Here is a 26,496-nt window from a genome sequence, read left to right as displayed (position 1 = left end):
ACTGTTGCTCCCACATAAGGCCTATTGCGCCTTCGTCGCCTTCACCGGCTTCAGCGCCAGATCCTGGAAATCGAAGCTGAAGTCGGTCAGCGGCGAGATCGGCTCCATGCCGGCGCTGGTGATCTGGCCGTCGGCATCCAGCTGGAAGGTGAGGAAGGTATCGGCGTTGAGCCAGCGCTCGCGCCAGCGCACCACGAAGGTGTCGTGCTGCCAGTGGCTGAGCTCGCCGACCAGCTGCGGCGTCTTGGTGAAGCGGATCACCAGCTTGCCGTTCTCCTGCGCGATCACGATGTCGCCATACCAGGCATCGCGATAGGTCTGCGCGTAGCGGGCCAGCGGCAGCGAGGGCTTGGAGCTGGCGTCGCGCGCGGCCTGGTGCTTGGCCCAGCTTTCGTCGGCATCGCCGTGCGACTTGGCCACGGCCTTGGCGTAGGCGGCGTTCCAGTCGGTCTTCGGCGCGTCCAGGTAGGCGTCCAGCGCGCGCAGGGTGACCGCGTTGAAGGCGGCGCCGACCTCCTGGTTGGTCAGCACGATCACGCCCAGCTTCTCCTGCGGGACCAGGGTGATGCGCGAGACCATGCCCGGCCAGCCGCCGGTGTGCCAGACCAGCTTGCGGCCGCGATAGTCCGAGAGCATCCAGCCCTCGCCATAGCCGAAGTAGTTGGGCTTGACCGCGGCCAGCTCCGGTACCGAGGGCTCGGACACCGGGATGGGCGTGAGCATGGTCCACATGTCGGCCTGGCGCTTGGCGCTGAACAGGCGCTTGGCGCTTTCGCCCTCTCCGGAGATCACCCCGCCGTTGAGCTGGGCGATCACCCACTTGGACAGGTCGTGCACGCTGGAATAGATCCCGCCGGCGCCGCCGACATTGGACCAGGTCATGCGCGGCGCGGGCACCAGCCGGGTGAAATCCTCCTTGGAATGCCCGGTGGCCACATCGTCGCCGGGCTTGAGGTCGTCGCTGTTGTAGACCGTGTCGTCCATGCCCAGCGGCTTGAAGAAGCGCTGCTGCAGGAACTGCTTGTACGGCATGCCCGAGGCCTGCTCGATCACCAGCTGCGCCACGCCGAACAGGATGTTGTCGTAGGCGTACTGATAGCGGAACCCGCCCTTGATCGGCACGTCCTTGAGCCGCTGTGCGACCTCCTGGTTGGTGTAGGTGGTCGTCGGCCAATACAGCAGGTCGCCGGCGCCCAGCGACAGGCCGCTGCGATGGGCCAGCAGGTCGCGGATGCGCAGCTCGTGGGTGACCATGGGATCGGACATGCGGAACCACGGCAGGTGGTCGATGACGCGATCGTCCAGGCTCAGCTTGCCCTCGTCGGCGATCATGGCGATGGAGGCGGAGGTGAAGGCCTTGGTGTTGGAGGCGATCGCGAACAGCGTCCTGGCGTCCACCTTCTCCGGCTTGCCCAGCTCGCGCAGGCCGTAGCCGCGCTCGAGCACCACCTGCCCGTCCTTGACGATGGCCACCGCAATGCCGGGCACATCGAAGGTCTCGCGCGTCTTGTCGACATAGGCGTCGAAGTCCACCAGCTGCGCCGGCGGCGGCTCGACGGACAGCGCCTGCCCGGAAGAGGCGGCGCCCAGCAGGCCAGCAGTCAACAGCGCCCCCGCAAGGGTCGGCATCACGCGCATCGAAGTTCCCCGGTTGGAAAGAGACAGCCTCGCACGATAGCCGCCGCGCGCGACGACGTGGCCTGCCATCGGTCATGCGCGCGGCCCTTCATAATGGCGCGATGTCCCAAGCTCGCTCCCCTGCTCCCACCCTGGCCGTGATCGGCGGCGGCCCGGCCGGCCTGATGGCGGCCCAGACCGCGCGGGAGGCAGGCCTGGAAGTGGCGGTCTACGAGGCCAAGGGCTCGGTCGGGCGCAAGTTCCTGATCGCCGGCAAGGGCGGCATGAACCTCACCCATTCCGAGCCGCGCCCGCAGTTCGATGCCCGCTATTTCGAGCGCGCCGCGCAGGTCGGCGCCTGGCTGGACGACTTCGATGCCGATGCGCTGCGCGCCTGGGCGCGCGGACTGGGCGTGGACACCTTCGTCGGCAGTTCCGGGCGCGTGTTCCCCAGCGACATGAAGGCCGCGCCGCTGCTGCGCGCCTGGGTGCGCCGGCTCAAGGACCAGGGCGTGCGCTTCCACGTCCAGCATCGCTGGACCGGCTGGGAAGCGGACGGGGCGCTGCGCTTCGACACGCCGCAGGGCCCGCTGCGGGTAGCGACCGATGCGACGGTGCTGGCCCTGGGCGGGGCGAGCTGGCCGCAGCTGGGCTCGGACGGCGCCTGGCAGCCGTGGCTGGCCGCGCGCGGCGTGGATGTGGCGCTGCTCAAACCCGCCAACTGCGGCTTCGACATCGCCTTCAGCGCGCACATGCGCCCGCACGCCGGCGCGCCGCTCAAGCCGGTGGTGGCGCACTGGCGCGACGCGGACGGCGCGGCGCACGCGCTGCAGGGCGAATGCGTGCTCACCGAGACCGGCATCGAAGGCAGCCTGATCTACGCCCTCGCCCCGGCCCTGCGCGAGGCGATCGCGCACGAGGGCCAGGCCACGCTCGAACTCGACCTGGCGCCGGGCCGCGACCTGCCGCGCCTGATCGCCGAGCTGTCGCGGCCGCGCAAGGGCCGCTCGGTGGGCGAACACCTGCGCCGGGCCGTGGGCATCGAGGGCGCCAAGGCCGCGCTGGTGTTCGAGACCGTCACCGGTGCCGCCCGTCAGGACGCCACCGCATTGGCCCAGGCGATCCACCGCCTGCCGCTGACGCTGCTGCGCCCGCGCCCGGTGACCGAGGTCATCAGCAGCGCCGGCGGCGTGCGTCTGGAGGCGCTGGACGCGCAGGCGATGCTGCAGGCGGTGCCGGGCACGTTCTGCGCCGGCGAGATGCTGGATTGGGAAGCCCCGACCGGTGGCTATCTGCTCACCGCGTGTTTCGCCTCGGGCCACCGCGCCGGCATGGGCGCGGCAGCCTGGGCGAAAGGTCGTCGCGTCGGGGACTGACGACCGTATTGGTCGTCCGCGAGGGCCGGAAGGAAGTCTTGCTTCAACCCCGGCGGTCGCGGAACGTGGGCGCATGATGCGCAGCCAAGTGTTCAAGTCCGGTGACGCGGACCGGTCGTGAACATGACAGATCGCGTGTGCGGTGCAGCAAAGCCTGCAGTGGCGCGGGCTGCGCCGATGAACGTTCGCGGGTGACGATGTTGATGTGGTTAGGCGCGGCCAACCAAAGCGCGCCGCGGACTGATCCAACCCCTTCCCGGCCTCCCCCTGCTGCGCAAGAGGAGGAGCTGAGCGCGGGCGCCAAGCGTCGTGGCGAGGCCTGACTCAGCGCGTCGCGCGCCGCAGGTTCGCGCGCGCGGCCGCGTCCAGGCGCGCGTGGAAGAAATCGCTGAGATAAATGCGCTCGCGCTGCAGCAGATCCTTGAGGAACTGCTTGCGCTTGCGACGGAAGATGAAGCCCGGCACCACGCCCGCGTATTCGCTGGCGATGCCGCGGTCGTAGGCGTCGAAGACCTCTGGCGCCGCGCCCAGGATCGCCATGTCGCAGTCCAGGAACAGCGCCGCCTCGGCATCCACATCGCCGGGCGAGAGGGTGCCATGGCGCGCGGTGAGTTCGATCAGCTCGACCACGCGGGCCGCGTCCACGCCCGGCTGCGGCCACTGTTCGAGATGGGCCTGCGCCAGCTGCGCCGAGCGCGCCTCGTTGTCGCCGCGCCCGGCCACATAGATCGCGTCGTGGTACAGCGCGGCCCACTGCACCTCGCCCGGCAGGCGCCAGCCGGGCCCCTGCGCGACCGCGTCGACCTGGCGCAGCACCTCCTGCACGTGGCCGATGGAGTGATAGGCGCGCGGCGGCGTGGCATAGGCCTGTTCGAGCGCCTGACGCTGCGCCGGCGGCAGCTGCGCGAGGATCGGGTGCATGGCGGACTCCTGTGTGGCGGCAGCCTACACCGCCGGTGTGCGGTGGTTGCGCATGCGGCGGGTTGGCTCGTGAAGGCTATAAAGACCGTCGCTCCCGCGAAAGCGGGAGCCCAGCGACTTTCGCGCGGAGGAACCAAGGCACTGGGTTCCCGCTCTCGCGGGAACGACGGTAGAAGTTTTTCGCGCAGCCTGACGCGCTGTCCACTGCCGTCTTCTTACCGCACTCTTCTTACCGCCCGCTTCTTGCTCCCCGCCGCCTGTTGCCTGATCGACCTCAGGCATCCGCACCGCGGCTCAGCCCGGCGCGTGCTCCTGACCAGTCGCCGGCGGCGCCGCATCGACAATCCGCACATCCTGCGGCGTGACCAGCGCGATCTGCGCATCGGCCAGGGCCTGCAGCAGCTGGAAGAACAGGTCGCTGCGCGTGCCATAGGTCGCGCGCGGGCTGGGCACGTAGGCGAAGCTGTTGATGGCGATCATGCCGCCGGCGATCGAGTCGATGAACACCGACGGCGCCGGCTCGGCCAGCACGTTCTCGTGCACGGCGTACAGGTCCAGCAGCATCGTGCGCACCGCGGCCACGTCGGTGCCCAGCGGCACCGAGAACTGCAGCTGCACGCGGCCCAGCGGGCCGGCCATGGTCATGTTGCGGATGGTCTTGGTGATCAGGTCCGAGTTGGGCACGATCAGCGTGGAGCGGTCGGACACCTGGATCTCGGTGGAGCGCACGTTGATGCGGCGCACGTCGCCCTCGGCATCGCCGATGCGCACCCAGTCGCCGATCTTCACCGGACGCTCGGCCATCAGGATCAGCCCGGAGATGAAGTTCTGAGTGATCGCCTGCAGGCCGAAGCCGATGCCCACCGACAGCGCGCTGGCCACGATCGCCAGCTTGGTCATGTCCAGGCCCAGGGTCACCAGTACACACAGCGCGACCACGGTGATGCCCAGGTAGCGCATCACCGCGGCCACCGAGGCGCGCGTGCTCAGCTCCAGCTCGGTGCTCGGCAGGTAGGTGCGCACCAGCCAGCGGTGCGCGGCCTTGACCAGGGCCAGGCCGATCAGCGCCACCAGCACCGCGCGCAGCACATCCCAGGGCTGCAGCGGCAGGCCGCTGGCTGTCCACGCCTTGCGCGCCTGCACGATCCAGTCGGTGATGCTGGTGAAGTTGGCGCCGTAAGGCACCAGCAGCGCGCCGATCACCATCAGCACCAGCCACAGTCGCGCCACCGCCGCGGTCAGCACGGCGGCCTGCTCCATGTGGCTGGAGCGCAACCCCAGGCCCACGCTGGCGGCCTTGCCGAAGCGGCTGTCGGGCTTGAACAGCCACTGCGACAGGTCGTCGGCGAACATCATCAGCAGCCCGCCGGCGCCGCAGACCACCACGGCCCAGATGATCTGCTGGGTCGCGGCGCGGGCGAAGTTGACGTAGCCCAGCACCGCGCCGACCAGGGCCGCGGCGACCACCAGCTGCGCCAGCAGCGAGATCAGCACCACCACGCCGGAGCGGCGCTGCGGCACGGCCGGCGCGGTGGCCTCGCCGCCTTCGACCGCGGCCTCGACCGGCCCGCGGTGGATGCGCAGCAGGCTTACCAGCATGGCGATCACCAGCGCCACGAACACCAGCGCGATCACCCCATCCACGCCCACCCCGGTCACCGGATTGGTGCGCGCCACGCGGTTGAGCGCGGTCAGCATCCCGCTCAGCCACACCGCCACCGAGGTCAGCCAGGCATAGCGGCCCAGCTTGACCGCCGTGTCGTCGTCGAACGGCAGCAGGCGCCACGACGGCTGGCGCGGCAGCAGCAGCGCCGCGCTGGTGGCGCCGACGAAGGCGGAGAAGAAGGTCACCCGAACCACCGCGTCGGCCAGGCCGTCCAGGTCCTCGGGGATGGCCTGGATCGCGCGCAGCGTATCGATCAGCACCCAGGCCGCGATCGTCGGCAGCGCCGTGCCCAGTACCAGCGTCCAGACCGCCAGCGCCGAGCGCCGCAGGCGCCCGCCCGGCGTGCGTTGAATCACATAGCGCTGGCCGACCCAGCGCAGCGCCAGCGCACCGGGCAGAAGGATCAACAGCGCGATCGCGATGCCGGTGGCCAGCGGCGCGGTGCCATGGGTGGCCACGCCCTGCTGGAGCGCCTGCGTGAGGTCCTGGCCGACCGCGCGCAGGCGCTGCAGGTCGTCGGGCCGGGCCTGGGCCATCTGCCGCCACAGGGTCGGCGAGAGCGGCGAGGCGACGCGGGCGAACAGCTGCTCGCTTAGCTGGCGCGCACGCGCCTTCTCGATGGCATCGCCCAGCTGCTGGGCCTCGACCGAGAGCAGCTTGGCGCGCTTGATCGCCCCGTCCAGGCGGTCGTGGCTGGCCTGCAGCTGCTTGCGCTCGGCGGCGATGTCGCTGGCCTCGCGCGTGCCCGGCGCCAAGTCGCCCAGCTGCTTGAGGCGCTCGTCGATCTCGTCCAACTGCGGCTGCAGGGCAAGGGCCTGGGCATCAGCCTGACGCTGGGCGTCGGCCACCTGCAGGCCCAGCGCGTGCAGGTTCTCGGGGACCTGCTCGTCCTTGGACTGGTCCTGCAGCGTGCTCAGCGCATCGTCGATCTGCTGCAAGGCCTCATCGACGCTGGGCGCCGGCGCGGCCGGCCCCTGCGCCAGCGCCTGGCCGGCGGCCAGGACCAGCAGCGCACTCAGCAGCCACAGCCGCCGGGCGGCACGCGAAACGGAATGGAAGGACACGATCACGACACGGACAACGCGTGGACGCCACGCACCGGCGCCGATGATAAGTCAGCGCCCGTCGCCGGCCCGGCGGCGCGTGCCGCCGGCTTTCACCACCGGCTCAGGCGCCGGCCAGGACGTGGCCGACCAGGGCCTGGTAATCGGGCCCGATCGGCTCGGCGTGGGCCGGGCGCAGCAGCAGGTCGGCCAGGGCCGGTGGCACCCCGATCGGGCCGACTAGCGGCTCGACCACGCTTTCGAACTTGGCCGGGTGCGCCGTGGCGGCCACCGCCCAGTCGCCGCCCTCGCCCTGGTTGCGCAGGTCCTCGAGCACCTTCACCGCCGTGGCCGTATGCGGGCAGAACACCTCGCCGAAGTGCCGATAGCGGCGCGCGATTACCAGCCGGATCGCGTCGTCGTCCACGCTGGCCGAGGCGAAGGCCGCGCGCAGCGCCGCGTCGTCGCCGCGATACAGCCAGCGCAGGCGCTCGAAGTTGCTCGGCGCCCCCACGTCCATGGCGTTGGCGATGGTCGCCACACTGGGCTGTGGCGCGTACTCGCCGCCGTCGAAATAGTCCGGCAGCACATGATTGGCGTTGGTCGCCAGCACGATGCGGCCGATCGGCACGCCCATCGCCCGCGCCAGGATCGCGGCCATCGCATTGCCGAGGTTGCCGGTGGGGATGACGAAGTTCAGCGTGTTGCCGCTGCGGGCGTGGTGGCCGAGCGCGGCGTGGGCGTAGTAGCTCATCTGCGGCAGCAGGCGCCCCAGGCTGATCGAATTGGCCGAACTCAGCGGCGCGCGCGCCTGCAGCTGTGCGTCGTTCAAGGCGCGCTTGACCAGCGCCTGGCAGTCGTCGAACGAGCCGGCCACGCGCAGGGCGGTGATGTTGTCGCCGAAGCAGCCCAGCTGATGCGCCTGGCGCGGCGAGACGCGCCCGTCCGGATACAGCACGATCACGCGCAGGTTGGGCTGGCGATGGAAGGCGGCGGCCACCGCCGCGCCGGTATCGCCGGAGGTCGCCACCAGGATAGTCAGCGGCGGCTCCTGCGCGCCGCGCAGGCGGGTCAGGCACTGCGCCAGGAAGCGCGCGCCGAAGTCCTTGAACGCCGCGGTCGGGCCATGGAACAGCTCCAGCACATGGTCGTTCGGCGTGGCCAGCGGCAACAGGGGCGCGGGGAAGTCGAAGGCCGCCTCGCAGATGTCCGGCAAGGCGCCCTCCAGGCCGTCGCCCTCGAAGAACGGCTGCAGCAGCGTGGCGGCAGTGCCGGCCAGCGACTCGCCGGCGGCCAGCGCGCGCACCGGCGGCAGGGCCTGGGGCACGTACAGGCCGCCATCGGGCGCCAGGCCGGCGGCGATGGCCGCGCTCAGCGAAGCGGCGGGCGAGGCGTTGCGGGTGGAAACGAAGTGCATGGGTGAGGTTTTCCGAAAAGCTGGGGGATTGGCGATGGATGCGGTTGTTTCTGTGTGGGAGCCGCCATGGCGGCGATGGGCTCTACCGGTAAAGCCTTATCGCCGCCATGGCGGCTCCCACAGGCAAGCAGATGATTTTCTGGAGTGCCAACAAGAAGGTCAGAGCACGCGCGCCCCCGGCGCGGCGATGCGCGAGACCCAGGCCTGCGAGGTGAAGCCGGCCTGTTCGAAGGCCGCCTGCACCGCCGGCGCCGCGGCCTGCGCCTCGGCGCGCGTCTCGAACCAGCCGAAGATGCTCGGGCCGGCACCGGAGATGCTCGCCCCCATCGCCCCGCCGGCGAGCATCGCCGCCTTGGCCGCGTCGAAGCCGCCGATCAGCGGCGCGCGGCGCGGTTCGACCAGCACATCGGCCAGGCCGGCGCGCACCAGGGTGGCATCGCCTTGATAGCAGCCGGCCAGGACCAGGGCCAGATTGGCGCTCTGGTGGACGAAGTCCTTCAGCTCGTACGCGCCGGCCAGCGCGGCGCGCGCGCGGCGCGTCTCCAGCACCGCATCGGGATGCACCAGCAGGCTGTGCCAGCCCTGCGGCACCGGCACGCTGGCCAGATGCTCGGCCGTGGCCAGCACCAGTCCGCCCAGCAGCATCGGCCCCAGGTTGTCGCCATGCTGACCACCGCTGGCCACCGCCTCGCCGACCAGGGTGAACGGGTACAGCGCCTGCGGGCTCAGCGGTTCGTCGAGCAAGGCATTGGCCGCGACCACCGCGGCCACACAGGAGGCGGCCGAACCGCCCATGCCCGAACCCAGCGCGATGCCCTTGTCGATCTCCGCCTCGAAGCCGAACGGCAGCTCCAGCGCCTCGCGCATCGCGATCAAGGCCGCGCCCGCCGTATTGGCCGGTGCATCCAGCGACAGGTCGAGCGTGGTGCCGCGGATGGCGGCGATCCGCACCACAGGCTCCTCGATGCGGCGCACGGTGACCGTATCGCCCGGGCCTTCGATCACATGGCCCAGGATGTCGAAGCCGACCCCGACATTGCCGACCGAGGCCGGCGAGAACGCGCGTGCCTCCCGCCTCACAGGCGCGCCCCCTGCCCCGCCGCCACGCGCAGCACATCGGCGAACACGCCGGCCGCGGTCACTTCCGGGCCCGCGCCGGGGCCCTGCACGATCAGCGGGTTGTCGCAGTAGCGACGCGTGGTGAACTGCACGACGTTGTCGGTCTGGCGCAGGTTGGCGAAGGCATGGTCGGCGGGCAGCTCGACCAGGCCGACGCTGGCACCGTCCTGGTCCAGTCGCGCAACGTAGCGCAGCACCTTGCCGGCCGCCTTCGCCGCGGCCAGGCGCTGGGCGAAGTCGGCGTCCACCTCGTCCAGTCGCGCCATGAAGTCCTCCACGCTGGCCTGGCGCAGCGCCTGCGGCACCAGGCTCTCGATGCGCACGTCTTCCAGCGACAGCGCACGGCCGGCCTCGCGCGCCAGGATCACCAGCTTGCGGCCGACATCGGTGCCGGACAGGTCGTCGCGCGGATCCGGCTCGGTATAGCCCATCGCCCGCGCCTGCCGGACCAGTTCGGAGAACGGCACGCTGCCGTCGAAGCGGTTGAACAGCCAGGCCAGCGTGCCGGAGAAGATGCCTTCGATGCTGGTCACCGCATCGCCGGTGTCCACCAGGTCGCGCAGCGTGGTGATCACCGGCAGGCCGGCGCCCACGGTGGCCTCGTAGCGGAAGCGCGCCCCGCTGGCGGCCGCGGCCTCGGCGATGGCCTCGAAGCGCTGCAGCGAGCCCGAACCGGCCTGCTTGTTCGGCGTGACCACGTGGATGCCGGCGGCCAGCCAACCGGCGTAGCGATCAGCCACGGCCGGGCTGGCCGAGCAGTCCACGATCACCGTATGCGGGAGGTGCGAGGCCAGCAGGTGTTCGGTGAAGCGGTCCAGGTCCAGCGGCTCGCGCGCCTGGGCGAAGACGCCGCGCCAGTCGTCCTCGATGCTGCGTTCGGCCAGCAGCATGCGGTGCGAGGAGGCGATCGCGCGCAGGCGCAGGTCGACATTGGCCTTGCCCAGCAGCTGCGGCTGCGCCGCGCGCAGCTGATCCAGCAGCGCGCCGCCGACATGGCCCGGCCCGATCACGCCGACCGCGAAGGTCTGCGGCGAGAGCCAGAAGCCGGCGTGCGCCGCGCGCAGCGCCTTGGTCGCATCGCTGCTGGCGATGGCCACCGAGATGTTGCGCTCCGACGAGCCCTGGGCGATGGCCAGGATGTTGACCCGCGCGCGGCCCAGCGATTCAAACAACCGCGCCGCCACGCCCGGCAGGCCGGCCATGCCGTCGCCCACCGCGGCCAGCACGCTGACCCCGTCGGTGAGCTGCACGCGCTGGATCTGGCCGATCGCCAGCTCGTGGGCGAAGGCGGTGAGCAGGGCGGTGCGCGCACGCGCGGCATCGACCGCCTTGACCACGCAGCAGATCGAATGCTCCGAGGAGCCCTGCGAGATCATCACCACCGACACGCGCTCGGCACGCAGCGCCGAGAACACGCGCTCGGCCGTGCCCGGCACGCCGATCAGGCCGGTGCCTTCCAGGTTGACCACCGCCAGGTCGGGCGAGAGCGTCAGGCCCTTGACCGGGCCGGCCGCGTCCTTGCGCGCGGTGATGCGCGTGCCCGGATGCTCGGGCTGGAAGGTGTTGCGGATGATGATCGGCAGGCCGCGCTCGATCGCCGGCGACATGGTCTGCGGATGCACGACCTTGGCGCCGAAATAGGCCAGTTCGCAGGCCTCGTCGTAGCTGAGCGATTCCAGCTGCACCGCCTCGGGCACCACGCGCGGATCGGCCGAGAGCACGCCGTCCACGTCGGTCCAGATATGCAGCTCGGCGGCGTTGAACAGCGCGGCGAAGATCGCCCCGGAGTAGTCGCTGCCGTTGCGGCCCAACGTGGTGATGCGGTTGGCGCGGTCGCGCGCGACGAAGCCGGTCACCACCACGCGCCGGGCCGGGTGGCTGGCACGCCACTGCGCCAGGCGCTGGGCGCTGGTCTCCCAGTCCACGTCCACGCCCAGCTCGCCGCGATCGACCACCAGCACCTCGCGCGCATCGAGCACCGCGCAGTCCTGGCCGCGGCTGCGCAGGTGGTCGCCCAGCAGCCGCGCCGAATACACCTCGCCCAGGCCCTGCACGCGTTCGAGCACCTCGCGCGGCAGCTCGCCGATCACCGACAGCGCCTGCAGCACCTCGGCCAGCGTGTCGAACTGCCCGTCCAGCCATTCCACCGTCGCGCCGGAATCCTCGCCCAGCAGCGCCACGGCCGCGCCGCGATGGCGCGCGCGCAGCTCGTGCCAGCGCTCGCGCCAGTCGGCCAGGTTGCCGGCCGCACGCCCAGCCAGGTCGATCAGCGCATCGGTCACGCCCTTCATCGCCGAGACCACGGTGACCTGCTCGTCCTCATCGCGCGCCAGCAGCAGGTCGGCCACGTGGCGGTAGCGCGTGGCATCGGCCACGGAGGTGCCGCCGAACTTGTGGGCGACGGTTTTCAGCGGTTGGGCGGATGCAGCGGGCGACGACATGGAGACCTCGGGTGGGGAGAAGGCCTCGCGCGCATCAGGATGTGGGGCTCCCGCATCCTGATCCGGGTGCGGGGCGGTGTTTGCGAAGAACCTACGCTTGCACGGCCACCAGCACCCGGGTCCGGGTGATCGTGGTGGTGGTAATCGTGCCGATGCCCGCCGCGCCCGCGACGAAGCCCGCGCAAGTTGCGCTGGCGGTCACGGCAGGGGTGGGCAGGTGCGTCATGGGCGGCTAATGAACCGCATGCACCGCAAGCCTGTCAAGCGCTGTGAAACAAGGCATCTCATGGTTTCACGCGCAACTTCGAAGGCCGGCACGGCGCTGGTGAAATTTTCGCCACGCTTGGCTGCACGATGGTGACCCCGGCCCGATTCGAACGGGCGACCTTCCCCTTAGGAGGGGCAAAGGTCTGCCCAAAAACCGCTTAGGGCCTGTTATTTTTAGATCGGTTGGGACACTTCTGGGACAAATCGTCCCGGACGGTGGCGGCCCCGGCGGGGTTCGAACCCACAACCTCACCCTTAGGAGGGGTGCGCGCTATCCAGTTGTGCCACGGGGCCATATCTCAACCGATCACGGGAATAGGATACCTGTTGCCATGTCCAAGGCCAAACAAACCAGCGCAGTTCCGGGCGTTTACTACCGTGAAGATGGGCAACCCCGATGGGAAGTGAAGGTCCGATGGACCGACAAGAAAGGCAATAGACACCACCTGCGTACCGTCCGCTATCCGGTCAATCCCAAGGCGCAGACCGGCGATGTTGACCACATCACCAGGGCCCGCCTGGACGCCGAAGCCTACGCAACGCGCGAACGACAGCACATCAAGACCTACGGCAAGCCTCATGCCGCCCGCGCCGACGCCTGGACGCTGCGCGCCCTGCTGCAACGCTACCTGGAAGACCTGGACGCCGGGCAAATCAGGCACAAGGCGATCAGGACCGAGCGAAGCGCCATTAGAACCATGCTGGGCCTGGGCAAGGGCCAGAACGCCAAAGGCTTTCCGCACCTGACCGACAAATGGGTGGGCGACCTCGAATACACAGATTTCGTCGGCACCCAGCCGCACTCGCTCCAACAAAAACTGAAAGACCGCGAAGGAAACCCAGCCGGAGCCGGAGCGTTGAAGCGTCTGCTGACGGTCGTTCGTGGTGTCTTCGTTCGCGCACAGAACGACTGGCAGATCGAACTGGTCAATCCCCTTCAATCCATCAAGGGCTTGCCCGTCAGCGACGAGCGCGAGCGCGTCATCACAGACACGGAATGGGAGAAGATCACGAAGGAGCTGAAACAGCACGAGCAGGGGACGCAAGACGCCATCGTATTCGCCCGGTTCACCGCTGCCCGCCGCTCCGAAGTGGTCAAACTCGACTGGCCGGACATTGATTTCAGCCGCAAGACTGCGCGCCTGCGCGAAACGAAGTCGCGTGCGGGCAAGGTCGTCGAGCGCGTCATCCCGCTGCCCGCTGCCGCCCTATCCATTCTCGTTCGGCGCGCCCAGCCGCAAGGAAGCAAGCGAACGAAGTCCGCAGAACAGTTGGCCGGAATCGAGAGGGAGGGGCCAGTTTTCACCTCGGACCAAGGCGAACGCCTGCGCGCAGACACCATCACTCAGGCCTGGTCGCGCGCTTGCGACCGGGCTGGCGTGAAGGGCGCGCGCTTCCATGATCTGCGCCACACCCGTATCACGGAACTCGGTCGCTTCCTCTCTGCTGCCGAGGCCGCGCGTGTATCGGGGCATACCGACCTCGCCACATTCTTCCGCTACTTCAATCCTGACCCAGCCGAAACGGGCCGGAAGATCGACGCAATGGAGCAAGGCCAGAGAGGCGACGCGAACGCCATTCGCGCCGCCGCGAAGGCATTGGCCGCCCTTCCTCCCGACGATTTTGCCGCCGCGATCGCTGCCGCTATCGAAATGCGAGGCAGGAGCGTGGCGGGCAGATAGCCCTCCCCCCGCACATTGTCGGCAGTCACTGGCCGACAATGTGCCCTCTCGCAGCCCTGGCCGCGCCAGCGGCAGGGCGCAGAGAGGCCGCCCGGCCCGTTGCCGCGTCCAGCGGCGACGGGAAAGCGGGAGCGACCGGGCGACGGCTCCGCGCCAGCGGAGCCGCTGGGCTGATGGCGGGAGCCGCCAGCCTGTCGCCGGCTTGCCCGGCGACGCGGGGTGGTTAGGGTGTCTCGATGGAGAGGGACAACCCACCGCCCCGCCTGCCCGACAACCTCCGCCAGCGGTTCGCCGCCGTGCTGGCCGACGCCCATGCCCGCGCCCAAGCCGAAGGGCTGCGCCTGCGCCAGCCTGTTGGCGTGGCGATGGATCGGGCCGTGCGGGCGGTACTGGACGAAGCCGCCAGCAGCGGGGCCAATCCTTCCCCCGCCACCGTCGCGGCGTACCGGCGCGACCATGCCCGGCTGTGGGCGGCAGGTGCGACGCCGCTGGAAGCGGCCAGCACCCGCGCCCACTTCGACCGACTCCGGTCGGCCTGCCGGTGGGCAGAAGCCGAAGAACTCGCACGGCTCCGGTCCCTGGCCGAAGTCGCCAGGAAGGCCAAGGACATGCCCGCCATGCGCGAGTTCACCCGGCAGGCGTTCGAGCGAGCGGTCGTGTTCCACGCCTTGTACCTTGACCCCGACCGCCCCACTTGGGCGGACAAGGCCGCCGCCCTGCGGGCGGCAGGCCAACGCCCGGCCAGCAAGAGCAAGCGCCGCGCCGGGCGCGTGGCCCTGACTCCCGACCAACTCATGGTGGCCTTCGGCAATCAGCGCGGGCGCTGTAAGCGTGTGGAGTTGTTCGCCGCTGTGTTCGCGGTCTTCGGCATACGCCCCGCCGAACTGGCGCGTGGCGTGCGACTGGAAGTTATGCCGGATGGGCTGCGCCTTCATGTTGCCGGGGCCAAGGTGGACGCGGTGCGCGGCCAGCCGCAACGCGTGCTGTCGGTTGCACCCACCCGCCTGGGCCTGTCGAAAATGGCCGTTGGCCTGCTGACGCTCGCGGCGGCGCAGGATGGCGGGCGGCTCCAAGCCAGCCCCGCCGATATCGTTGCCGTGCGTCGCGCCATGCGTAAGGCGCAACCGGGCCTGTCACCCTATGCGTATCGCCATGCCCGCGCCAGCGACGCGAAAGCGACGCAAGGGCGCGAAGGTGTCGCGGCATGGCTGGGCCACTCGAATGACAGAACGCAACAACACTACGGCCATGCGCGAAGCGGGCGCGGCGCTGTCGCGGTGAAAGCGGCAACCGCAACGCGTCCCGTTCGACATACCAAGACGCTGCCGCCCACTACCGCCCAGCGATTCGCAAAGATCGCGGCGCGGTTGGCCGAACGCCTACCAGCGCAAGCGGCAACGCCTGCGCCGCGTAGTCCTCGACCGCGCTGGTAGTCAGCGCAACCGGCGTTTCGCGCGGGATTTCGGACGCGGACGCAGGCCAATGAAGGCGTCCTCATCGCCGCCATCCTTCCACCAGTTCTCACCCTCCTGCTGGGCCTTGTTGAACTCTTTCACATTGACGCGCGTCCGGCGCGTTCCTGGCGCGGGCGGCTCCTGCGCTTTGGGCGCTGCTAGTGACTTCTCCATTTCGCGGAGAAGTGCGCGAAGTAGCGCCTGGGTGGTGGTCTTGCTCTCGTCGGCCATTGGAATGCCTCGCTGTGGAGGCATTCACTGATAACCGACGATGGCGCAGGCGCAAGTGCGGAGGTCTCACCGCTCACCGGAGACGATGTATGCGCCGCGCCGCTGCCCACACATGACGCGCCATCGAAGCGGCACTTATTCCGTGCAGGAATATGTTTCGATTTGCGAAGAAATAAATATCCCCACACAAACAAACATTTACGGGACGCGCGGCTTTTCCCATCTCTCCATCTCAAATCTAAATCTCTCTGTATTAGGGGCGTCTCCACTGGACAGCGTTGGAATATCCGTTATCGGTCACCCACCTTCACAACGCCCCCAGTGCCATGCCCCTCGATACTGCCATTGCCGAGATTAGCGACGCGATCCACACCGTACAGGAGCGAGACGACCTCCCCGGCGAGATCAATGTGTACGTGTCCAAGAAGCGCAAGAGGATCGACCCCATCAACGCGTTTGCGCTCTGCTTCACCGGCTCGCTGTCCGCGATCATCCTGGACAAGAAGCTGTCGCCGACGGCGATCGCGTTGCTGCTCCTGCTACTCGACCTGGCGAAGTACGGAAACCTCGTTTCCGTCAACCAGAAAGGTCTGGCTGCGCGACTGAAAGTCAAACAGCCTGCGATCTCGAAGGCCCTGTCGAAACTCGTGGACGCGGCAATCATTATCGAACTGCCGGAGGGGCAGTTCTTCAACCCGCAACTCATCACGCGCCAGGGGCTGGATACCGTTGCACGCAATCACCCCGCAGCGGTCATCGCTGGGATAGAAGCCTTGCGCAGTATCGGCATGAAGCCGAACTGGAAGCCGCATAGTCCATGAGGCGGATACATCGTATCCGCAAGCAAGAAGACGACAGCAAAAACATATTTTATTCGATTGATGAACGCATTTTCCGACCAGACAATGGTCACTCACCCCACACAGGATAAGCGCATGGAAAAGATCACGATTGAACACCTCAACGCCTTGGCCGCAGACATTGCCGCAGAGATCAGCAAGAAGCGCGGCGCACCCACTGAGGTCCACATTCACAAGCAGATTTCGCACCGCTCCATCTGTCTCGGCAAGTTTGGCGCTCATCCCCTGGTAGTGGGCAAGACGCCGAGCGAACTCCACGCACGCGGCAGCGCGTATCTGGACGGCCTGCGGTTCCAGTGATGGCTACTGTTGTCGGTCCAGCGCCAGCCTGGTAAACGCTCCGACATCAAACAACCACGCCTGCTGTTCCGCGTTGTAGGTGTCATGTAGCCCGCGCGGGACCACCAGTTGGAGGTGCTTAGCCTTCATCTCGGAAGTCTGGTTCGCGCTGATGGCCGTTTCGAGGGTAAGCAGGTGCTTTTCCTCGATCCGGTCAGCCTCAGCCAGCACCTGCCGCCAGCGATCTTTACAGGTGCTCTTTACTGCCAGCATGGAAAGCCGCGCTGCCGGGAACGCGGCGTTGTGATACTCATCCTGGCCGGGAAACAGGAAATCGGGCTTGCTCTTGTTCTCGGTAACAGCCGTCCGCTTGTAGCGCAGCCCCAGGGATGTGAATACAACCTCCATGTGGTTTTCCAGCGCGAGGCCAACACGGCTCTTTCGCCGGTTCTGTACAGACAGCGAAAACCGGATGAAGTCCTCCGTTGCCTGATCTCCTGTGAAACCGGCTTGTAGGCGCTCGGCGATCAGATGGCGTTCAAGCGTGCGAAACAGGATTTCCTCCCGCTCCATCCATGCGAGCAACACTCCATCAGGGTCGTCGCGGACGTCTAGATCTTTCAGTGTGCTGCGTGCGTACCCGGAGAAGTCGATTGTTCGGGGGAACCGTCCACCAAAGCGGGCCAGCATCTCGTCAAGGAACGTCTCTGCGCGTTCTTCAACCTCCACCCCAATGCTTTCCAAGATGATCGCCGCCGCGAAGCCGACTCGATCCTGCTCGGTTTCCAGCTCGGAGCGCACGGAGAACTTCGGAAACAGTTCATCTCCGGAGAACCCGAACAGCCATGCCATCTGGTTCGCCACGCTGGAACCATTCTCGGCAACCACTACCAGAAGACCCGGATCAGTGTCGCCGTCATCCACCTTGCGGCGCTTGGCGATCAGCAGTAGATCGCCCTCGCTCGCCATCTGCGATACCTGCGTGTCGGGGAAGTAGAAGCGGTACTCCGACCGGGTGGGGTGTGCTGCGCGTGCGTCGTAAAGCGTAAGCGTCGCGTCCTCAACGATTGGCTCGTCATGGTCATCGTTGAGGTAGATGTATCGGGCTGGATAGCGCGTCTTCTCCGAGGGTCGCCCCAGAAAGTTCAGCATAGCCAACGTGGCGTTGAACTCATGCTGGTGCGAGCGCGTCGGGTCGATTTCGACTGCCGCAAGGCGCTTTATTGCCACACCTTCAAAGTATTCGGAAAGGTAGCCTCGTTTCATCTCACCCCCTGATTTCGCACGCAACCCTGTCAGAGTCAATCCATTCTGCGAGTATCACGCCCACGTCCACATACTGCCGCAGCGCGCACTCCCACACGATACCAACACGCCATCCATCTGCACGCAACTCCGACTGGTGCTTAGTATCGTTGGCGCGGTTGCGATTGATCTTGGCCTGCCAGAACTCTGGCCGGGTTTTCGGCCATCGAAACAGCGGACAGTCATGCCCGTGCCAGAAGCAGCCGTGAACAAAAATCACAGCGCGGTGCTTCGGCAGTACGATATCGGGGCGACCCGGCAGATCCCGCACATGAAGCCGATAGCGGAAGCCGCGCGCGTGTAGGGCGCGGCGTACAATCCATTCTGGCCGGGTGTTCTTGCCGCGTATGCCAGACATCATCCGGCTTCGTACATCAGGCGGCACAATGTCCGCCATACAATCAGGCAGCGTTCGCCATCAGCGGATGTTGAACTGCGCCGCCTTCGTCCTTGGCTTTGAGGTAGGCAATGCGCGGGGCCATTATCTTTGCGACCGCCTCGATCATAGGCACACAGACACTGTTGCCGAACTGGCGGTATGCCTGTGTATCGCTCACGACAATCTGGAAATCGTCAGGGAAGCCCATCAGGCGTGCGCATTCACGCGGTGTCAGCCGCCGCGGCCGCTTACCTTTGCCACGATGGATCAGGATTTCGCTTCCGTCCTTGTAGTAGCGAGCGGACAGTGTGCGGGTGTGGTGATCCACGCCAGGCTTCACCAGCCCGAACCCGAAGCCATTGCCTGCTGCCTGGTGCTTGGCCGCATAGTCTTGTAGGTACTGCCACAGCCGGGCCGTTAGCGTGTATTTCGGCGACACCTTGGCCTGCGGTCCAGTGGTGTAGTGGCCTTCGGCCCGTTCTGTTCCGTCTTCGGGGTGAAGGATGGAACAGATATCCGGCCCTAGTTCAGGCAGCCGCAGATCATCCCAGGTGAAATCTGTATCTTCGCGGAAGCCAACGATGAGAATGCGTTCGCGGTGCTGTGGCACGAAGTGCTTCGCGTCGATCACGCGGGCGAATACCTTGTAGCCAAGTTTGTTTTCCAGCGTGTCCATGATGACGCGGAACGTGTTTCCCTTGTCGTGGCTTTTCAGGTTCTTCACATTTTCGAGCAGGAATGCCTTCGGGCGTTTCTCGCGGATAATGCGCTCGATGTCGAAGAACAGCGTGCCCTGCGTCGTACATTCAAAGCCATGCGCCCGGCCCAAGGCATTCTTCTTGCTTACGCCTGCGATGGAGAAGGGCTGGCATGGGAAGCCGGCCAGCAGCACATCGTGGTCAGGGATATCCTTCGCCTCCACCTTGGTGATATCACCGGCAAACTCGTGTCCTTCGCCGAAGTTGTGCTGATAGGTCTTTTTCGACCACTCATTCCATTCACTGGTGAACACGCATGTGCCACCAGCACGTTCAAACCCCATGCGAATGCCGCCGATCCCGGCGAACAGGTCAATGAAGGTGAAATCGTTACTGCGGGGTTCGCCGGGCTGGTTCATTCGCAAAATCTCTTGTAACGCCGGAGCGATCATCTGAGGGCAACGGGTTTCGCCGCGCTCCCAGCGTGAGATGGTCTTGGCGGTCGTGGACAGGAGGCCGGCCAGCGTCTCCTGGGTCATTTTTCTTTTCCGGGCCAGCCGCAGCAGAGCCAACGCGTCGCTCTGGGACATACCTGCCTCCCTGGGAACTTTACCGGACATTCTGTCCGATATTGTTCCCACCGGCAAGGCCGACAGGCACCCCTGCCACCACCCGGAACGGGAGGTTGGCAGGGGGCCGTCGCAGGGGCTGCGACTACCAGGCTGCCGAAGGGGTGGGCTAGACCCACCCCCGCGCGGCAAGGCTGACGCAGGTTTCGGCGACCACGATGTGGTCCAGCACCCGGACGTCCACCAGCGCCAGCGACTGCTTCAAGCGGGCAGTCAACGCCCGGTCGGCTGCGGACGGTTCCGGGTTCCCGGACGGGTGGTTGTGGCAGAGGATCAGGGCGGCAGCGTTGTGTGCCAGCGCGGCCTTGACGATTTCGCGCGGGTGGACTTCGGCACCGTCCACGGTACCGCGGGCCAGCGGCTCCACCGCAATGATCCGGTGACGCGCGTCGAGGAACACGACATGGAACTCCTCGTGTTCCAGCCCGCCCAGACGCATGCGGAGGAAGTCAGCGGCCTGCATGGGGTCGGTGATGGCTCCAAGCCGTTCCAGCCGGCGGCGCAGGATCGCTTCGGCCTGCGCAAGGATCGTGTCGTCGTTGGCCCGGTACTCGGCGCGGGTGTCTTGTGCTTCGCGTTGACGCATTGGTGTTCTCCCCGGCAGCACCATGCCGCCGTGGGCCACCCCGACGCCGAGCGGCCAGCGCCCGGCGCACCCGCAGGGGCGCAACACCGTGGAGCAGCGAACGCTTGCGCCGGACGCAGCGCGGCGTCTACTGGCCCACTGCTAGGAGGCATGGTGCTGCCGGGGACTACTGCGCCCACGCGTGAGCACAGCACAAGACACGCGCGCCGATTGCCAAGCACTACGGACTACATTCGCCGTTGCTCCTCGCTGCTTGCCGCTGGCGTGCGCCTATTGCCGGCCAGACTGCTTGCCGCAACGGCGGTAAGGCCACCCCGACGCCGGGCTGCGTCATGCCTCTTCAACACATTACAGACAGCAACGTAGCCTGCCGCAATGGCAACGTCGTAAGCAGTGTCACCATCGTCCGTCTTTGCGTCCACATTCGCGCCACGATCAAGCAAGAACTCGACCATATCGGCGCGCCCCATTGCCGCGTGAACCAGCAAAGGCGTTCCGCCATACGCGGCCTCCCTGGCTTCAATATCAGCGCCGCGCAACAGCAGCAGCCTCGCAACGCCCACATTGGCATTATGGAGTGGGGTAAATCCCGCAGTGTCCCGTGCACTCGCGTCTGCTTTCGCGTCAAGCAGCACCTTGGCAACACTGTCCGGCAGATCATGCCAGAACAACAGTGAGCGCATGAAGTTGCCGCGCTCCGGGCTATCCGGGTTGACGCCTGACAACAGACAGGCTCGCAGCGGTTTCAAATCGCCGGTGATGGCGGCGATGAGCGCCGCTGCGAACAGAGCGTTGAAGTCGTTGCGCGGCTTGCGGAGTTTTGATTTGGGCATGGCACGCTCCAGTAGTTGAGATGGGTTGAAAACACAGTCGTTCCGGGGATGAAACACAACCCGGAGACTGGCCATCTCCTGAAACGGCAGAGCGTGATATGCCTCTCCGCTACCTTTTCACCTCGTCCAGCCGATACACAGGCTGCGGCGCGTGCCACTCGATATATTGGGTGAAACCGTCGCTGCCGGCTGGCCTCCTGGCCCACCGCGAAGCGAAGTGTAGCGCAGCCTACCTCCTGCGGTGGACGTATCAGCCACCGCCCGGTTATGGAATCGACAGGCTATGGCTGGACCAGCGCAAGCCGTTGAAAATCAAAGCCCGCCACCCTTCGACGGCGCATCAGGAATCATGCGCTCGCCAAGGTGGGGCAAGCCCATCAGGCGCGCCCGACGCTCCCGCGCCCGTTCCAGGGCGCGGGCCTGATTGCCTTCGTCGCGCATGGTCTGGGCTTGCTCGTCGAGTTCACGCGCTTCATCGCCGAAACCCAAACCGCGAAACACCTGCGACCAAAACACGGCTTCCCGAATGAAGGTCAGGCGCGGTCCGATAGCCGATCTCCGCCGTCCCGTTTTTGACGGCGCGGCGGTGGTGCTTGTGGATGGCACCACCGGCGTAGCGACCGGCTTTGGATCAACGATTTCGCCTAACGCGTCCAAGGGCAGTTGCCAGTGTCCGTCGATCTTGCGGGCACCCGGATAGCGACCGGTCTTCATTCCTTCCCTGACACGCTGGACAACACCGCGCGTGTCGCGTCCCTTCAACACCAGCGCGACCTCATCAGCCCTCAACGCATACCGCCCAGGGAAGATTTCGCGCAGTTTTTCAAGGGTTTCCGTTGCCATGAGAATCCTGGGACAAATCTGGGACAAGCGGGTGATGTTTCGGGGTGTTTTCCGGTGTATTCGCCCTACCGGGAAACCCCTAAAAACTGGCCGAAAAGCGCTTATTTCCTGCGGTCCAAGCCTGAACGCACTAAGAACAAGACCCTTAGGAGGGGGACGCTCTATCCAGCTGAGCTACGGGGCCATGCGCGGGGAGCGATTGTACCGGCTGGACGCGGGCTGCGGGCCGCGGGTCACAGCGGCAGGTAGAGCGTCATGGCCGCCGAGGCCGTGCGGCGAAAGCCGAAGCCCTCGTAGAACGCCGCGGCGCGCGCGTCCTTGGCGTCGACGACCATCACGCGCACGCCCAGCGTGGAGCGCACCGACAGGGCGAGATTGACCGCATGGCCGAGTAGCAGCTGGCCGTGGCCACGCCCCTGCTCGGCCTGCGCCACCGCCAGCCGGCACAGGCGGATCGCCGGCACCGGATAGGCGGGCAGACGCTCGCGATCGGCCGGCTTCAGTTCGGTCAGATGCAGCTGCGCGGCCGACAGCGCGCAGTAGCCGAGCAACCGCGCGGGGGCGGCATCGTCGATCAGGACATGGGTGGTGGCGATGCCATCGCGCTGGTGCTGCCCCGCGCGCTGGCGCAGGTAGTCATCCAGCGCCGCCACGCCGCAGCTGAAGCCGTCGCGGTCGTGCCGCTTGCCGTCCAGGACGGCGAAAGCCAGCGCCACGGATCAGCGCTTGGCCACGCGCGCCGCGGCGTCCATCGCCTTCTTCAGGCGTGCGTTGGGGCGCAGCGGTGCATCGAGCGCCTCCAGGAAGTGGCGCGATTCGGTCCTGGACAGGGTCACGACCGCGTCGGCCGCGATGGCGGCATCGGCCTCGCGCAGCACGGCGTCGCGCACGAAGGATGACACCGGCATGCCGCGCAGCGCGGCGGCGCGGGCGATGCGTTCCTTGTCGTGCGTTGCGAGACGCAGATCCAGACGGGCGGGTGAGACGCTCATGACAGGGCTCCTGTACTTGTACGGAAGTATACCGTACGACCGGTCTGCGCGTGGATCGCAGTTCAGGGCGCATCCGTGGCCATAACCGGGCCTTAGTCCTATATCGAACGTCCCGGCCCGGCTGCCCACCCAGGCGAACGGCCACGCGCTCGACGCCGCGGCCGCCGGTCACCCCGCGGACAGCCCGCCCACACCGCGCGTGCTACGTTGCCCGGCCTGTTTGAACGGGCGAGGAGCGGCGGCGTCATGTGTCCGAGCAAGGTGGCCGAAGGCGCGGCGCGGGGCTGGCTGGTGCCGATCGGCGGGGCCGAGGACAAGGGGCGCGATGCGCGCATCCTGCGCCGCTTCGTGGCGCTGGCCGGGGGCAAGGCGGCACGGATCGCGGTGATCCCCACGGCCAGCCAGTCGCGCGAGGCCGGGCCGCGCTACGAACAGCTGTTCGACGAACTCGGTGCGCGCCAGGTGGAGGTGCTGGACTTCGGCACCCGCCGCGACGGCCAGGACCGTGCGCGGCTGGCGCGGATCGAGCAGGCCAGCGCGATCTTCTTCACCGGCGGCAACCAGCTGCGGCTGTCCACGCTGCTGGGCGGCACGCCGGCCGCGCAGCTGATCCGCGCGCGCAACGCGGCCGGGATCCCGGTCGGCGGCACCAGCGCCGGGGCGGCGATCCTGTCCGAGCACATGATCGCCTTCGGCCGCGAAGGCGCGGCGCCGCAGGCCGATTCGGTGCGCCTGGCGCCCGGCCTGGGGCTGACCAACCGCTTCGTGATCGACCAGCACTTCCGCCAGCGCGACCGGCTGGGCCGGCTGCTGGCGGCGCTGGCCTACAACCCCTTCGCCATCGGCATCGGCCTGGACGAGGACACCGCCGCCTTCATCGGCCCGGACAACACGCTGGAAGTGGAAGGCTCCGGCGCGGTCACGGTGGTCGATGCGGGCGAGCTGGAGTTCTCGTCCATGGCCGAGGCCAGCGAGCGCGACCCGGTGTGCATGCTCGGCCTGAAGATGCATCTGCTGCTGGCCGGGGCCACCTACAACCTGGCCACGCGCACGGCCTCGCCCGGCACGCTGGCGCGGGAGCCGGCATGAGCCGGTCCCTGCGCATCGTCGAACGCGCGGTCTATCTGGGCCCCTCGATCTACGCGCACGAGCCGGTGATCCGGCTGGACCTGGACCCGGGCGATCTGCGCGACTGGCCCAGCGGCCGGCTGGGGCCGGACTTCGCCGAGGCGCTGCTGGCCGCCCTGCCCGGCCTGGCCACGCACGGCGACTTCGCCCAGCACCTACGCGCGGGCGATGGCCTGCCGCTGAGCGAGGTCCTGCAGCACATGGCGCTGGCGGTGCAGGCCATGGCCGGCGAGGACGTGCGCTTCGGCGCCACCCTGCTCGGCGAGGACGCGCCGCCGGGCCTGGACCGGGTGGTCTACGCCTACACCCAGCGCGAGGAAGGCCTGGCCGCCGGCGAACTGGCCCTGCGCCTGCTCACCTCGCTGCTGCCCGCGCCCCTGCGCGGCGACACGGCACCGGACGATGGCTGGAGCTGGGACGCAGCCAAGGTCGACTACATCCTCTATGCCCAGCGGCGCGCACTGGGCCCGTCCACCGCCGCGCTGGTCGCCGCGGCGCAGGCGCGCGGGATCCCGTGGCTGAGGCTGGACACCCATTCGCTGATCCAGTTCGGCCACGGCCGCTATCAGCAGCGCATCCAGGCCACGCTGACCGGGCGCACGCCGCATCTGGCGGTCGAGCTGGCCAGCGACAAGGAGGCCACCAATCACCTGCTGGCCGGACTGGGGCTGCCGGTGCCGCAGCAGCGTCTGGTCACCACGCTGGAAGGCGCGGTGCGCGCCGCGCGCGCGCTGGGCGGCCCGGTGGTCACCAAGCCTTACAACGGCAACCACGGCCGCGGCATCAGTATCGACCTGTCCACGCCGGAGGAGATCGCCGCCGGCTTCGAGGCCGCGCGGGAACACGCGCGCTCGGTGATCGTGGAGACCTACATCGCCGGCGACGACCACCGCCTGCTGGTGGTGGACGGCGCGCTGGTCGCCGCCACCCGGCGCACGCCCGGGCATGTGGTCGGCGATGGCGTGGCCGACATCGCCGAGCTGGTCGATCGGGTCAACGCCGATCCGCGCCGCGGCATCGGCCACGAGAAGGTGCTGACCCAGCTGGAGCTGGACGAGCAGGCCGACGCCATGCTCGAACGCGTCGGCTACGGCCACTTCAGCGTGCCGGCGGCCGGCGAGGTGGTGTACCTGCGCGCCACGGCCAATCTGTCCACCGGCGGCACCGCCACTGACGTCACCGACCTGATCCACCCCGACAACCGCGACATGGCCGTGCGCGCGGTGCGCGCGATCGGCCTGGACGTGGCCGGCGTGGACTTCATCAGCCCGGACATCGCGCGCAGCCATCGCGAGGTGGGCGGGGCGATCTGCGAGGTCAACGCCGCGCCCGGCCTGCGCATGCACGTGGCGCCCAGCGAGGGCCGCCCGCGCGATGCGGCCGGGCCGGTGCTGGACATGCTGTTCCCGCCCGGCACGCCATCGCGCGTGCCGATCGCCGCGCTGACCGGCACCAACGGCAAGACCACCACCGTGCGCATGCTGGCGCACATCGCCAAGATGGCCGGCCACGTGCCGGGCATGACCAGCACCGACGGGGTGTACATCGACGGCCAGCGCACCGTCGAGGGCGACATGACCGGCCCGCTCGCCGCGCGCATGGTGCTGGGCGATCCGCAGATCGACATCGCCCTGCTTGAGACCGCACGCGGCGGCCTGCTGCGCGCCGGGCTGGGCGTGCCGGAGGTGGACGTGGGCGCGGTGCTCAACGTCGCCGCCGACCATCTTGGCGCGCGTGGCGTGGACACGCTGGCGCAGCTGGCGCGGGTCAAGCGCATCGTGGTGGAGGTGGCGCGCGACTGCGCGGTGCTCAACGCCGACGACCCGCTGGTGCTGCGCATGTCCGCCTACACGCAGGCGCGCAACGTCTGCTACGTCACCGCCAACCCTTCCCATGGGCTGGTGCGTGCGCATATCCGCGCCGGCGGCCGCGCCTGCGCGCTGGAGGACGGCGTCAACGGCCAGATGATCACGCTCTACGACAAGGGCGCGCATCTGCCGCTGCTGTGGACGCATCTGATCCCGGCCACGCTGGAGGGCCGCGCCACGCACAACGTGTCCAACGCGATGTTCGCCGCGGCGATGGCCTTCGCGCTGGGGCTCAGGCTCGAGGCGATCCGCCAGGGCCTGCGCACCTTCGACACCACCTTCTTCCAGTCGCCAGGAAGGCTCAACCTGTTCGAGGAACATCCCTTCAAGGTGCTGATGGACTACGCGCACAACGCGCACGCCGCGGCGACCATGACCGACCTGGCGCGGCGCATGGACGTGGACGGCCGGCGCATCGTGGTGCTGAGCGCGCCGGGCGATCGCCGCGACACCGACATCGACGCGGTCGCCCGCGCGGTGGCCGGGCAGTTCGACCACTACATCCTGCGCCGCGACGACGCGCTGCGCGGACGCGGCGAGGACGAGGTGCCGCAGCGCCTGGCCCGCGCCTTGCGCGCGGCGGGCGTGGACGCGGAGGCCATCGAACTGATTCCCGACGAACAGCAGGCGGTGGACGCCGCGCTGCGCATGGGCCGGCCGGACGACCTGGTGCTGATCTTCGCCGACCAGCTCAGCCGCACCTGGAAACAGATCACCAAGTTCCGCGCCGAGGGCAGCGCCGCGCCTTCGCCCGTGCTGCGGAGCACGCACGCGCAGGACGACGAGGAGACGCCCGACGCACTGCCCGAAGGCGTGGTGCAGGACGCGCGGGGCCTGGTGTTCCGCCGCGAGACCGACTGAG

23 protein-coding genes and 2 tRNA genes are annotated in these 26,496 nt (G+C 68.1%); 7 read left to right on the top strand and 18 right to left on the bottom strand.

Annotated features, from left to right (window positions below; genetic code table 11):
* Positions 1-21: 21 nt before the first annotated feature.
* On the bottom strand, positions 22-1,629 hold the full coding sequence (locus ACFJIT_RS03405) for a serine hydrolase (protein ID WP_379655049.1): 1,608 nt from the start codon (positions 1,627-1,629) through the stop codon (positions 22-24).
* Positions 1,630-1,739: 110 nt separating this feature from the next.
* Here ACFJIT_RS03405 and ACFJIT_RS03400 point away from each other — a divergent pair, with 110 nt between their 5' ends.
* Positions 1,740-2,993, top strand: a complete 1,254-nt coding sequence (locus tag ACFJIT_RS03400; RefSeq protein WP_379655048.1) for a TIGR03862 family flavoprotein — start codon at positions 1,740-1,742, stop codon at positions 2,991-2,993.
* A gap of 324 nt (positions 2,994-3,317) precedes the next feature.
* On the opposite strand, the gene ACFJIT_RS03395 is transcribed toward ACFJIT_RS03400, so the two are convergent.
* From ACFJIT_RS03395 to ACFJIT_RS03360, 8 genes are all read right to left on the bottom strand, one after another.
* The gene (locus ACFJIT_RS03395) at positions 3,318-3,914 is read right to left on the bottom strand and encodes a hypothetical protein (protein ID WP_379655047.1); all 597 of its coding nucleotides are present in this window, start codon (positions 3,912-3,914) and stop codon (positions 3,318-3,320) included.
* Positions 3,915-4,208: 294 nt separating this feature from the next.
* Positions 4,209-6,650 carry a DUF3772 domain-containing protein gene (locus ACFJIT_RS03390; RefSeq protein WP_379655046.1) on the bottom strand — a complete coding sequence of 814 codons (2,442 nt, stop codon included), beginning with the start codon at positions 6,648-6,650 and terminating at the stop codon, positions 4,209-4,211.
* A gap of 97 nt (positions 6,651-6,747) precedes the next feature.
* Positions 6,748-8,040 (bottom strand): threonine synthase, encoded by a 1,293-nt coding sequence (thrC, locus tag ACFJIT_RS03385; protein WP_379655045.1) that lies wholly within the window; start codon positions 8,038-8,040, stop codon positions 6,748-6,750.
* 159 nt (positions 8,041-8,199) lie between these two features.
* Positions 8,200-9,120 carry a homoserine kinase gene (locus ACFJIT_RS03380; RefSeq protein ID WP_379655044.1) on the bottom strand — a complete coding sequence of 307 codons (921 nt, stop codon included), beginning with the start codon at positions 9,118-9,120 and terminating at the stop codon, positions 8,200-8,202.
* Positions 9,117-11,600 (bottom strand): bifunctional aspartate kinase/homoserine dehydrogenase I, encoded by a 2,484-nt coding sequence (thrA, locus tag ACFJIT_RS03375; RefSeq protein ID WP_130517468.1) that lies wholly within the window; start codon positions 11,598-11,600, stop codon positions 9,117-9,119. Before thrA ends, ACFJIT_RS03380 begins: the two co-directional genes overlap by 4 nt.
* 91 nt (positions 11,601-11,691) lie before the next feature.
* A complete protein-coding gene (locus ACFJIT_RS03370; protein WP_267899560.1) occupies positions 11,692-11,826 on the bottom strand; it encodes a hypothetical protein in 135 nt (44 codons plus the stop codon).
* 129 nt (positions 11,827-11,955) lie between these two features.
* Positions 11,956-12,033 (bottom strand) — tRNA-Arg (locus ACFJIT_RS03365).
* Between the two features lie 51 nt (positions 12,034-12,084).
* Positions 12,085-12,161: transfer RNA gene (locus tag ACFJIT_RS03360), tRNA-Arg, on the bottom strand.
* A 38-nt stretch (positions 12,162-12,199) separates the two neighbouring features.
* Here ACFJIT_RS03360 and ACFJIT_RS03355 point away from each other — a divergent pair.
* Complete coding sequence (locus tag ACFJIT_RS03355; protein WP_379655043.1) at positions 12,200-13,549, top strand: tyrosine-type recombinase/integrase; 1,350 nt, start codon at positions 12,200-12,202, stop codon at positions 13,547-13,549.
* 236 nt (positions 13,550-13,785) lie between these two features.
* Positions 13,786-14,982 carry a hypothetical protein gene (locus ACFJIT_RS03350; protein WP_379655042.1) on the top strand — a complete coding sequence of 399 codons (1,197 nt, stop codon included), beginning with the start codon at positions 13,786-13,788 and terminating at the stop codon, positions 14,980-14,982.
* On the opposite strand, the gene ACFJIT_RS03345 is transcribed toward ACFJIT_RS03350, so the two are convergent.
* Positions 14,983-15,234 (bottom strand): hypothetical protein, encoded by a 252-nt coding sequence (locus ACFJIT_RS03345; protein ID WP_379655041.1) that lies wholly within the window; start codon positions 15,232-15,234, stop codon positions 14,983-14,985. It abuts the gene before it with no gap.
* Between the two features lie 326 nt (positions 15,235-15,560).
* On the opposite strand from ACFJIT_RS03345, the gene ACFJIT_RS03340 reads away from it, so the two are divergent.
* Positions 15,561-16,055: a hypothetical protein gene (locus tag ACFJIT_RS03340; RefSeq protein WP_379655040.1), complete on the top strand. Its 495-nt coding sequence runs from the start codon at positions 15,561-15,563 to the stop codon at positions 16,053-16,055.
* Between the two features lie 114 nt (positions 16,056-16,169).
* Positions 16,170-16,394, top strand: a complete 225-nt coding sequence (locus tag ACFJIT_RS03335) for a hypothetical protein (protein ID WP_379655039.1) — start codon at positions 16,170-16,172, stop codon at positions 16,392-16,394.
* Between the two features lie 3 nt (positions 16,395-16,397).
* Here ACFJIT_RS03335 and ACFJIT_RS03330 read toward each other — a convergent pair whose 3' ends face one another.
* The 8 genes from ACFJIT_RS03330 to ACFJIT_RS03295 form a co-directional block, all read right to left on the bottom strand.
* Positions 16,398-17,639 carry a type II restriction endonuclease gene (locus ACFJIT_RS03330; protein ID WP_379655038.1) on the bottom strand — a complete coding sequence of 414 codons (1,242 nt, stop codon included), beginning with the start codon at positions 17,637-17,639 and terminating at the stop codon, positions 16,398-16,400.
* A 1-nt stretch (position 17,640) separates the two neighbouring features.
* Positions 17,641-18,036 (bottom strand): very short patch repair endonuclease, encoded by a 396-nt coding sequence (locus ACFJIT_RS03325; protein WP_379655037.1) that lies wholly within the window; start codon positions 18,034-18,036, stop codon positions 17,641-17,643.
* Positions 18,037-18,079: 43 nt separating this feature from the next.
* On the bottom strand, positions 18,080-19,345 hold the full coding sequence (gene dcm, locus ACFJIT_RS03320; RefSeq protein WP_379655036.1) for a DNA (cytosine-5-)-methyltransferase: 1,266 nt from the start codon (positions 19,343-19,345) through the stop codon (positions 18,080-18,082).
* A gap of 148 nt (positions 19,346-19,493) precedes the next feature.
* The gene (locus ACFJIT_RS03315; RefSeq protein ID WP_379655035.1) at positions 19,494-19,970 is read right to left on the bottom strand and encodes a RadC family protein; all 477 of its coding nucleotides are present in this window, start codon (positions 19,968-19,970) and stop codon (positions 19,494-19,496) included.
* Positions 19,971-20,197: 227 nt separating this feature from the next.
* Positions 20,198-20,803, bottom strand: a complete 606-nt coding sequence (locus ACFJIT_RS03310) for an ankyrin repeat domain-containing protein (RefSeq protein WP_379655034.1) — start codon at positions 20,801-20,803, stop codon at positions 20,198-20,200.
* A gap of 312 nt (positions 20,804-21,115) precedes the next feature.
* Entirely contained in the window at positions 21,116-21,646 is a 531-nt protein-coding gene (locus ACFJIT_RS03305; RefSeq protein ID WP_379655033.1) for a hypothetical protein, read from the bottom strand.
* A gap of 233 nt (positions 21,647-21,879) precedes the next feature.
* A complete protein-coding gene (locus tag ACFJIT_RS03300; RefSeq protein WP_379655032.1) occupies positions 21,880-22,362 on the bottom strand; it encodes a GNAT family N-acetyltransferase in 483 nt (160 codons plus the stop codon).
* Between the two features lie 3 nt (positions 22,363-22,365).
* Positions 22,366-22,638, bottom strand: coding sequence for a DUF1778 domain-containing protein (locus ACFJIT_RS03295; protein WP_130528559.1), 273 nt, complete (start codon positions 22,636-22,638; stop codon positions 22,366-22,368).
* Between the two features lie 246 nt (positions 22,639-22,884).
* Between ACFJIT_RS03295 and ACFJIT_RS03290 the strand changes: the two genes are divergently transcribed.
* Complete coding sequence (locus tag ACFJIT_RS03290; RefSeq protein WP_130535534.1) at positions 22,885-23,727, top strand: cyanophycinase; 843 nt, start codon at positions 22,885-22,887, stop codon at positions 23,725-23,727.
* On the top strand, positions 23,724-26,495 hold the full coding sequence (gene cphA, locus ACFJIT_RS03285) for a cyanophycin synthetase (RefSeq protein WP_379655031.1): 2,772 nt from the start codon (positions 23,724-23,726) through the stop codon (positions 26,493-26,495). The genes ACFJIT_RS03290 and cphA overlap by 4 nt, the downstream gene beginning before the upstream one ends.
* Position 26,496 lies beyond the last annotated feature (1 nt).

It is taken from the genome of Pseudoxanthomonas sp. UC19_8 (assembly GCF_042700505.1).
GTDB lineage: Bacteria > Pseudomonadota > Gammaproteobacteria > Xanthomonadales > Xanthomonadaceae > Pseudoxanthomonas_A > Pseudoxanthomonas_A winnipegensis.
The sequence above is the reverse complement of the archived record's forward strand: the minus strand, read 5'-3'. Positions and strand labels throughout refer to the sequence as shown.

Excerpts from the sequence above, each read along its gene's own strand:
- ACFJIT_RS03405 (WP_379655049.1), bottom strand. The coding sequence starts at position 1,629 with ATGCCGACCCTTGCGGGGGCGCTGTTGACTGCTGGCCTGCTGGGCGCC.
- ACFJIT_RS03400 (WP_379655048.1), top strand. The coding sequence starts at position 1,740 with ATGTCCCAAGCTCGCTCCCCTGCTCCCACCCTGGCCGTGATCGGCGGC.
- ACFJIT_RS03395 (WP_379655047.1), bottom strand. The coding sequence starts at position 3,914 with ATGCACCCGATCCTCGCGCAGCTGCCGCCGGCGCAGCGTCAGGCGCTC.
- thrC (WP_379655045.1), bottom strand. The coding sequence starts at position 8,040 with ATGCACTTCGTTTCCACCCGCAACGCCTCGCCCGCCGCTTCGCTGAGC.
- thrA (WP_130517468.1), bottom strand. The coding sequence starts at position 11,600 with ATGTCGTCGCCCGCTGCATCCGCCCAACCGCTGAAAACCGTCGCCCAC.
- ACFJIT_RS03370 (WP_267899560.1), bottom strand. The coding sequence starts at position 11,826 with ATGACGCACCTGCCCACCCCTGCCGTGACCGCCAGCGCAACTTGCGCG.
- ACFJIT_RS03355 (WP_379655043.1), top strand. The coding sequence starts at position 12,200 with ATGTCCAAGGCCAAACAAACCAGCGCAGTTCCGGGCGTTTACTACCGT.
- ACFJIT_RS03350 (WP_379655042.1), top strand. The coding sequence starts at position 13,786 with ATGGAGAGGGACAACCCACCGCCCCGCCTGCCCGACAACCTCCGCCAG.
- ACFJIT_RS03345 (WP_379655041.1), bottom strand. The coding sequence starts at position 15,234 with ATGGCCGACGAGAGCAAGACCACCACCCAGGCGCTACTTCGCGCACTT.
- ACFJIT_RS03340 (WP_379655040.1), top strand. The coding sequence starts at position 15,561 with ATGCCCCTCGATACTGCCATTGCCGAGATTAGCGACGCGATCCACACC.
- ACFJIT_RS03335 (WP_379655039.1), top strand. The coding sequence starts at position 16,170 with ATGGAAAAGATCACGATTGAACACCTCAACGCCTTGGCCGCAGACATT.
- ACFJIT_RS03330 (WP_379655038.1), bottom strand. The coding sequence starts at position 17,639 with ATGAAACGAGGCTACCTTTCCGAATACTTTGAAGGTGTGGCAATAAAG.
- ACFJIT_RS03325 (WP_379655037.1), bottom strand. The coding sequence starts at position 18,036 with ATGTCTGGCATACGCGGCAAGAACACCCGGCCAGAATGGATTGTACGC.
- dcm (WP_379655036.1), bottom strand. The coding sequence starts at position 19,345 with ATGTCCCAGAGCGACGCGTTGGCTCTGCTGCGGCTGGCCCGGAAAAGA.
- ACFJIT_RS03315 (WP_379655035.1), bottom strand. The coding sequence starts at position 19,970 with ATGCGTCAACGCGAAGCACAAGACACCCGCGCCGAGTACCGGGCCAAC.
- ACFJIT_RS03310 (WP_379655034.1), bottom strand. The coding sequence starts at position 20,803 with ATGCCCAAATCAAAACTCCGCAAGCCGCGCAACGACTTCAACGCTCTG.
- ACFJIT_RS03305 (WP_379655033.1), bottom strand. The coding sequence starts at position 21,646 with ATGGCAACGGAAACCCTTGAAAAACTGCGCGAAATCTTCCCTGGGCGG.
- ACFJIT_RS03295 (WP_130528559.1), bottom strand. The coding sequence starts at position 22,638 with ATGAGCGTCTCACCCGCCCGTCTGGATCTGCGTCTCGCAACGCACGAC.
- ACFJIT_RS03290 (WP_130535534.1), top strand. The coding sequence starts at position 22,885 with ATGTGTCCGAGCAAGGTGGCCGAAGGCGCGGCGCGGGGCTGGCTGGTG.
- cphA (WP_379655031.1), top strand. The coding sequence starts at position 23,724 with ATGAGCCGGTCCCTGCGCATCGTCGAACGCGCGGTCTATCTGGGCCCC.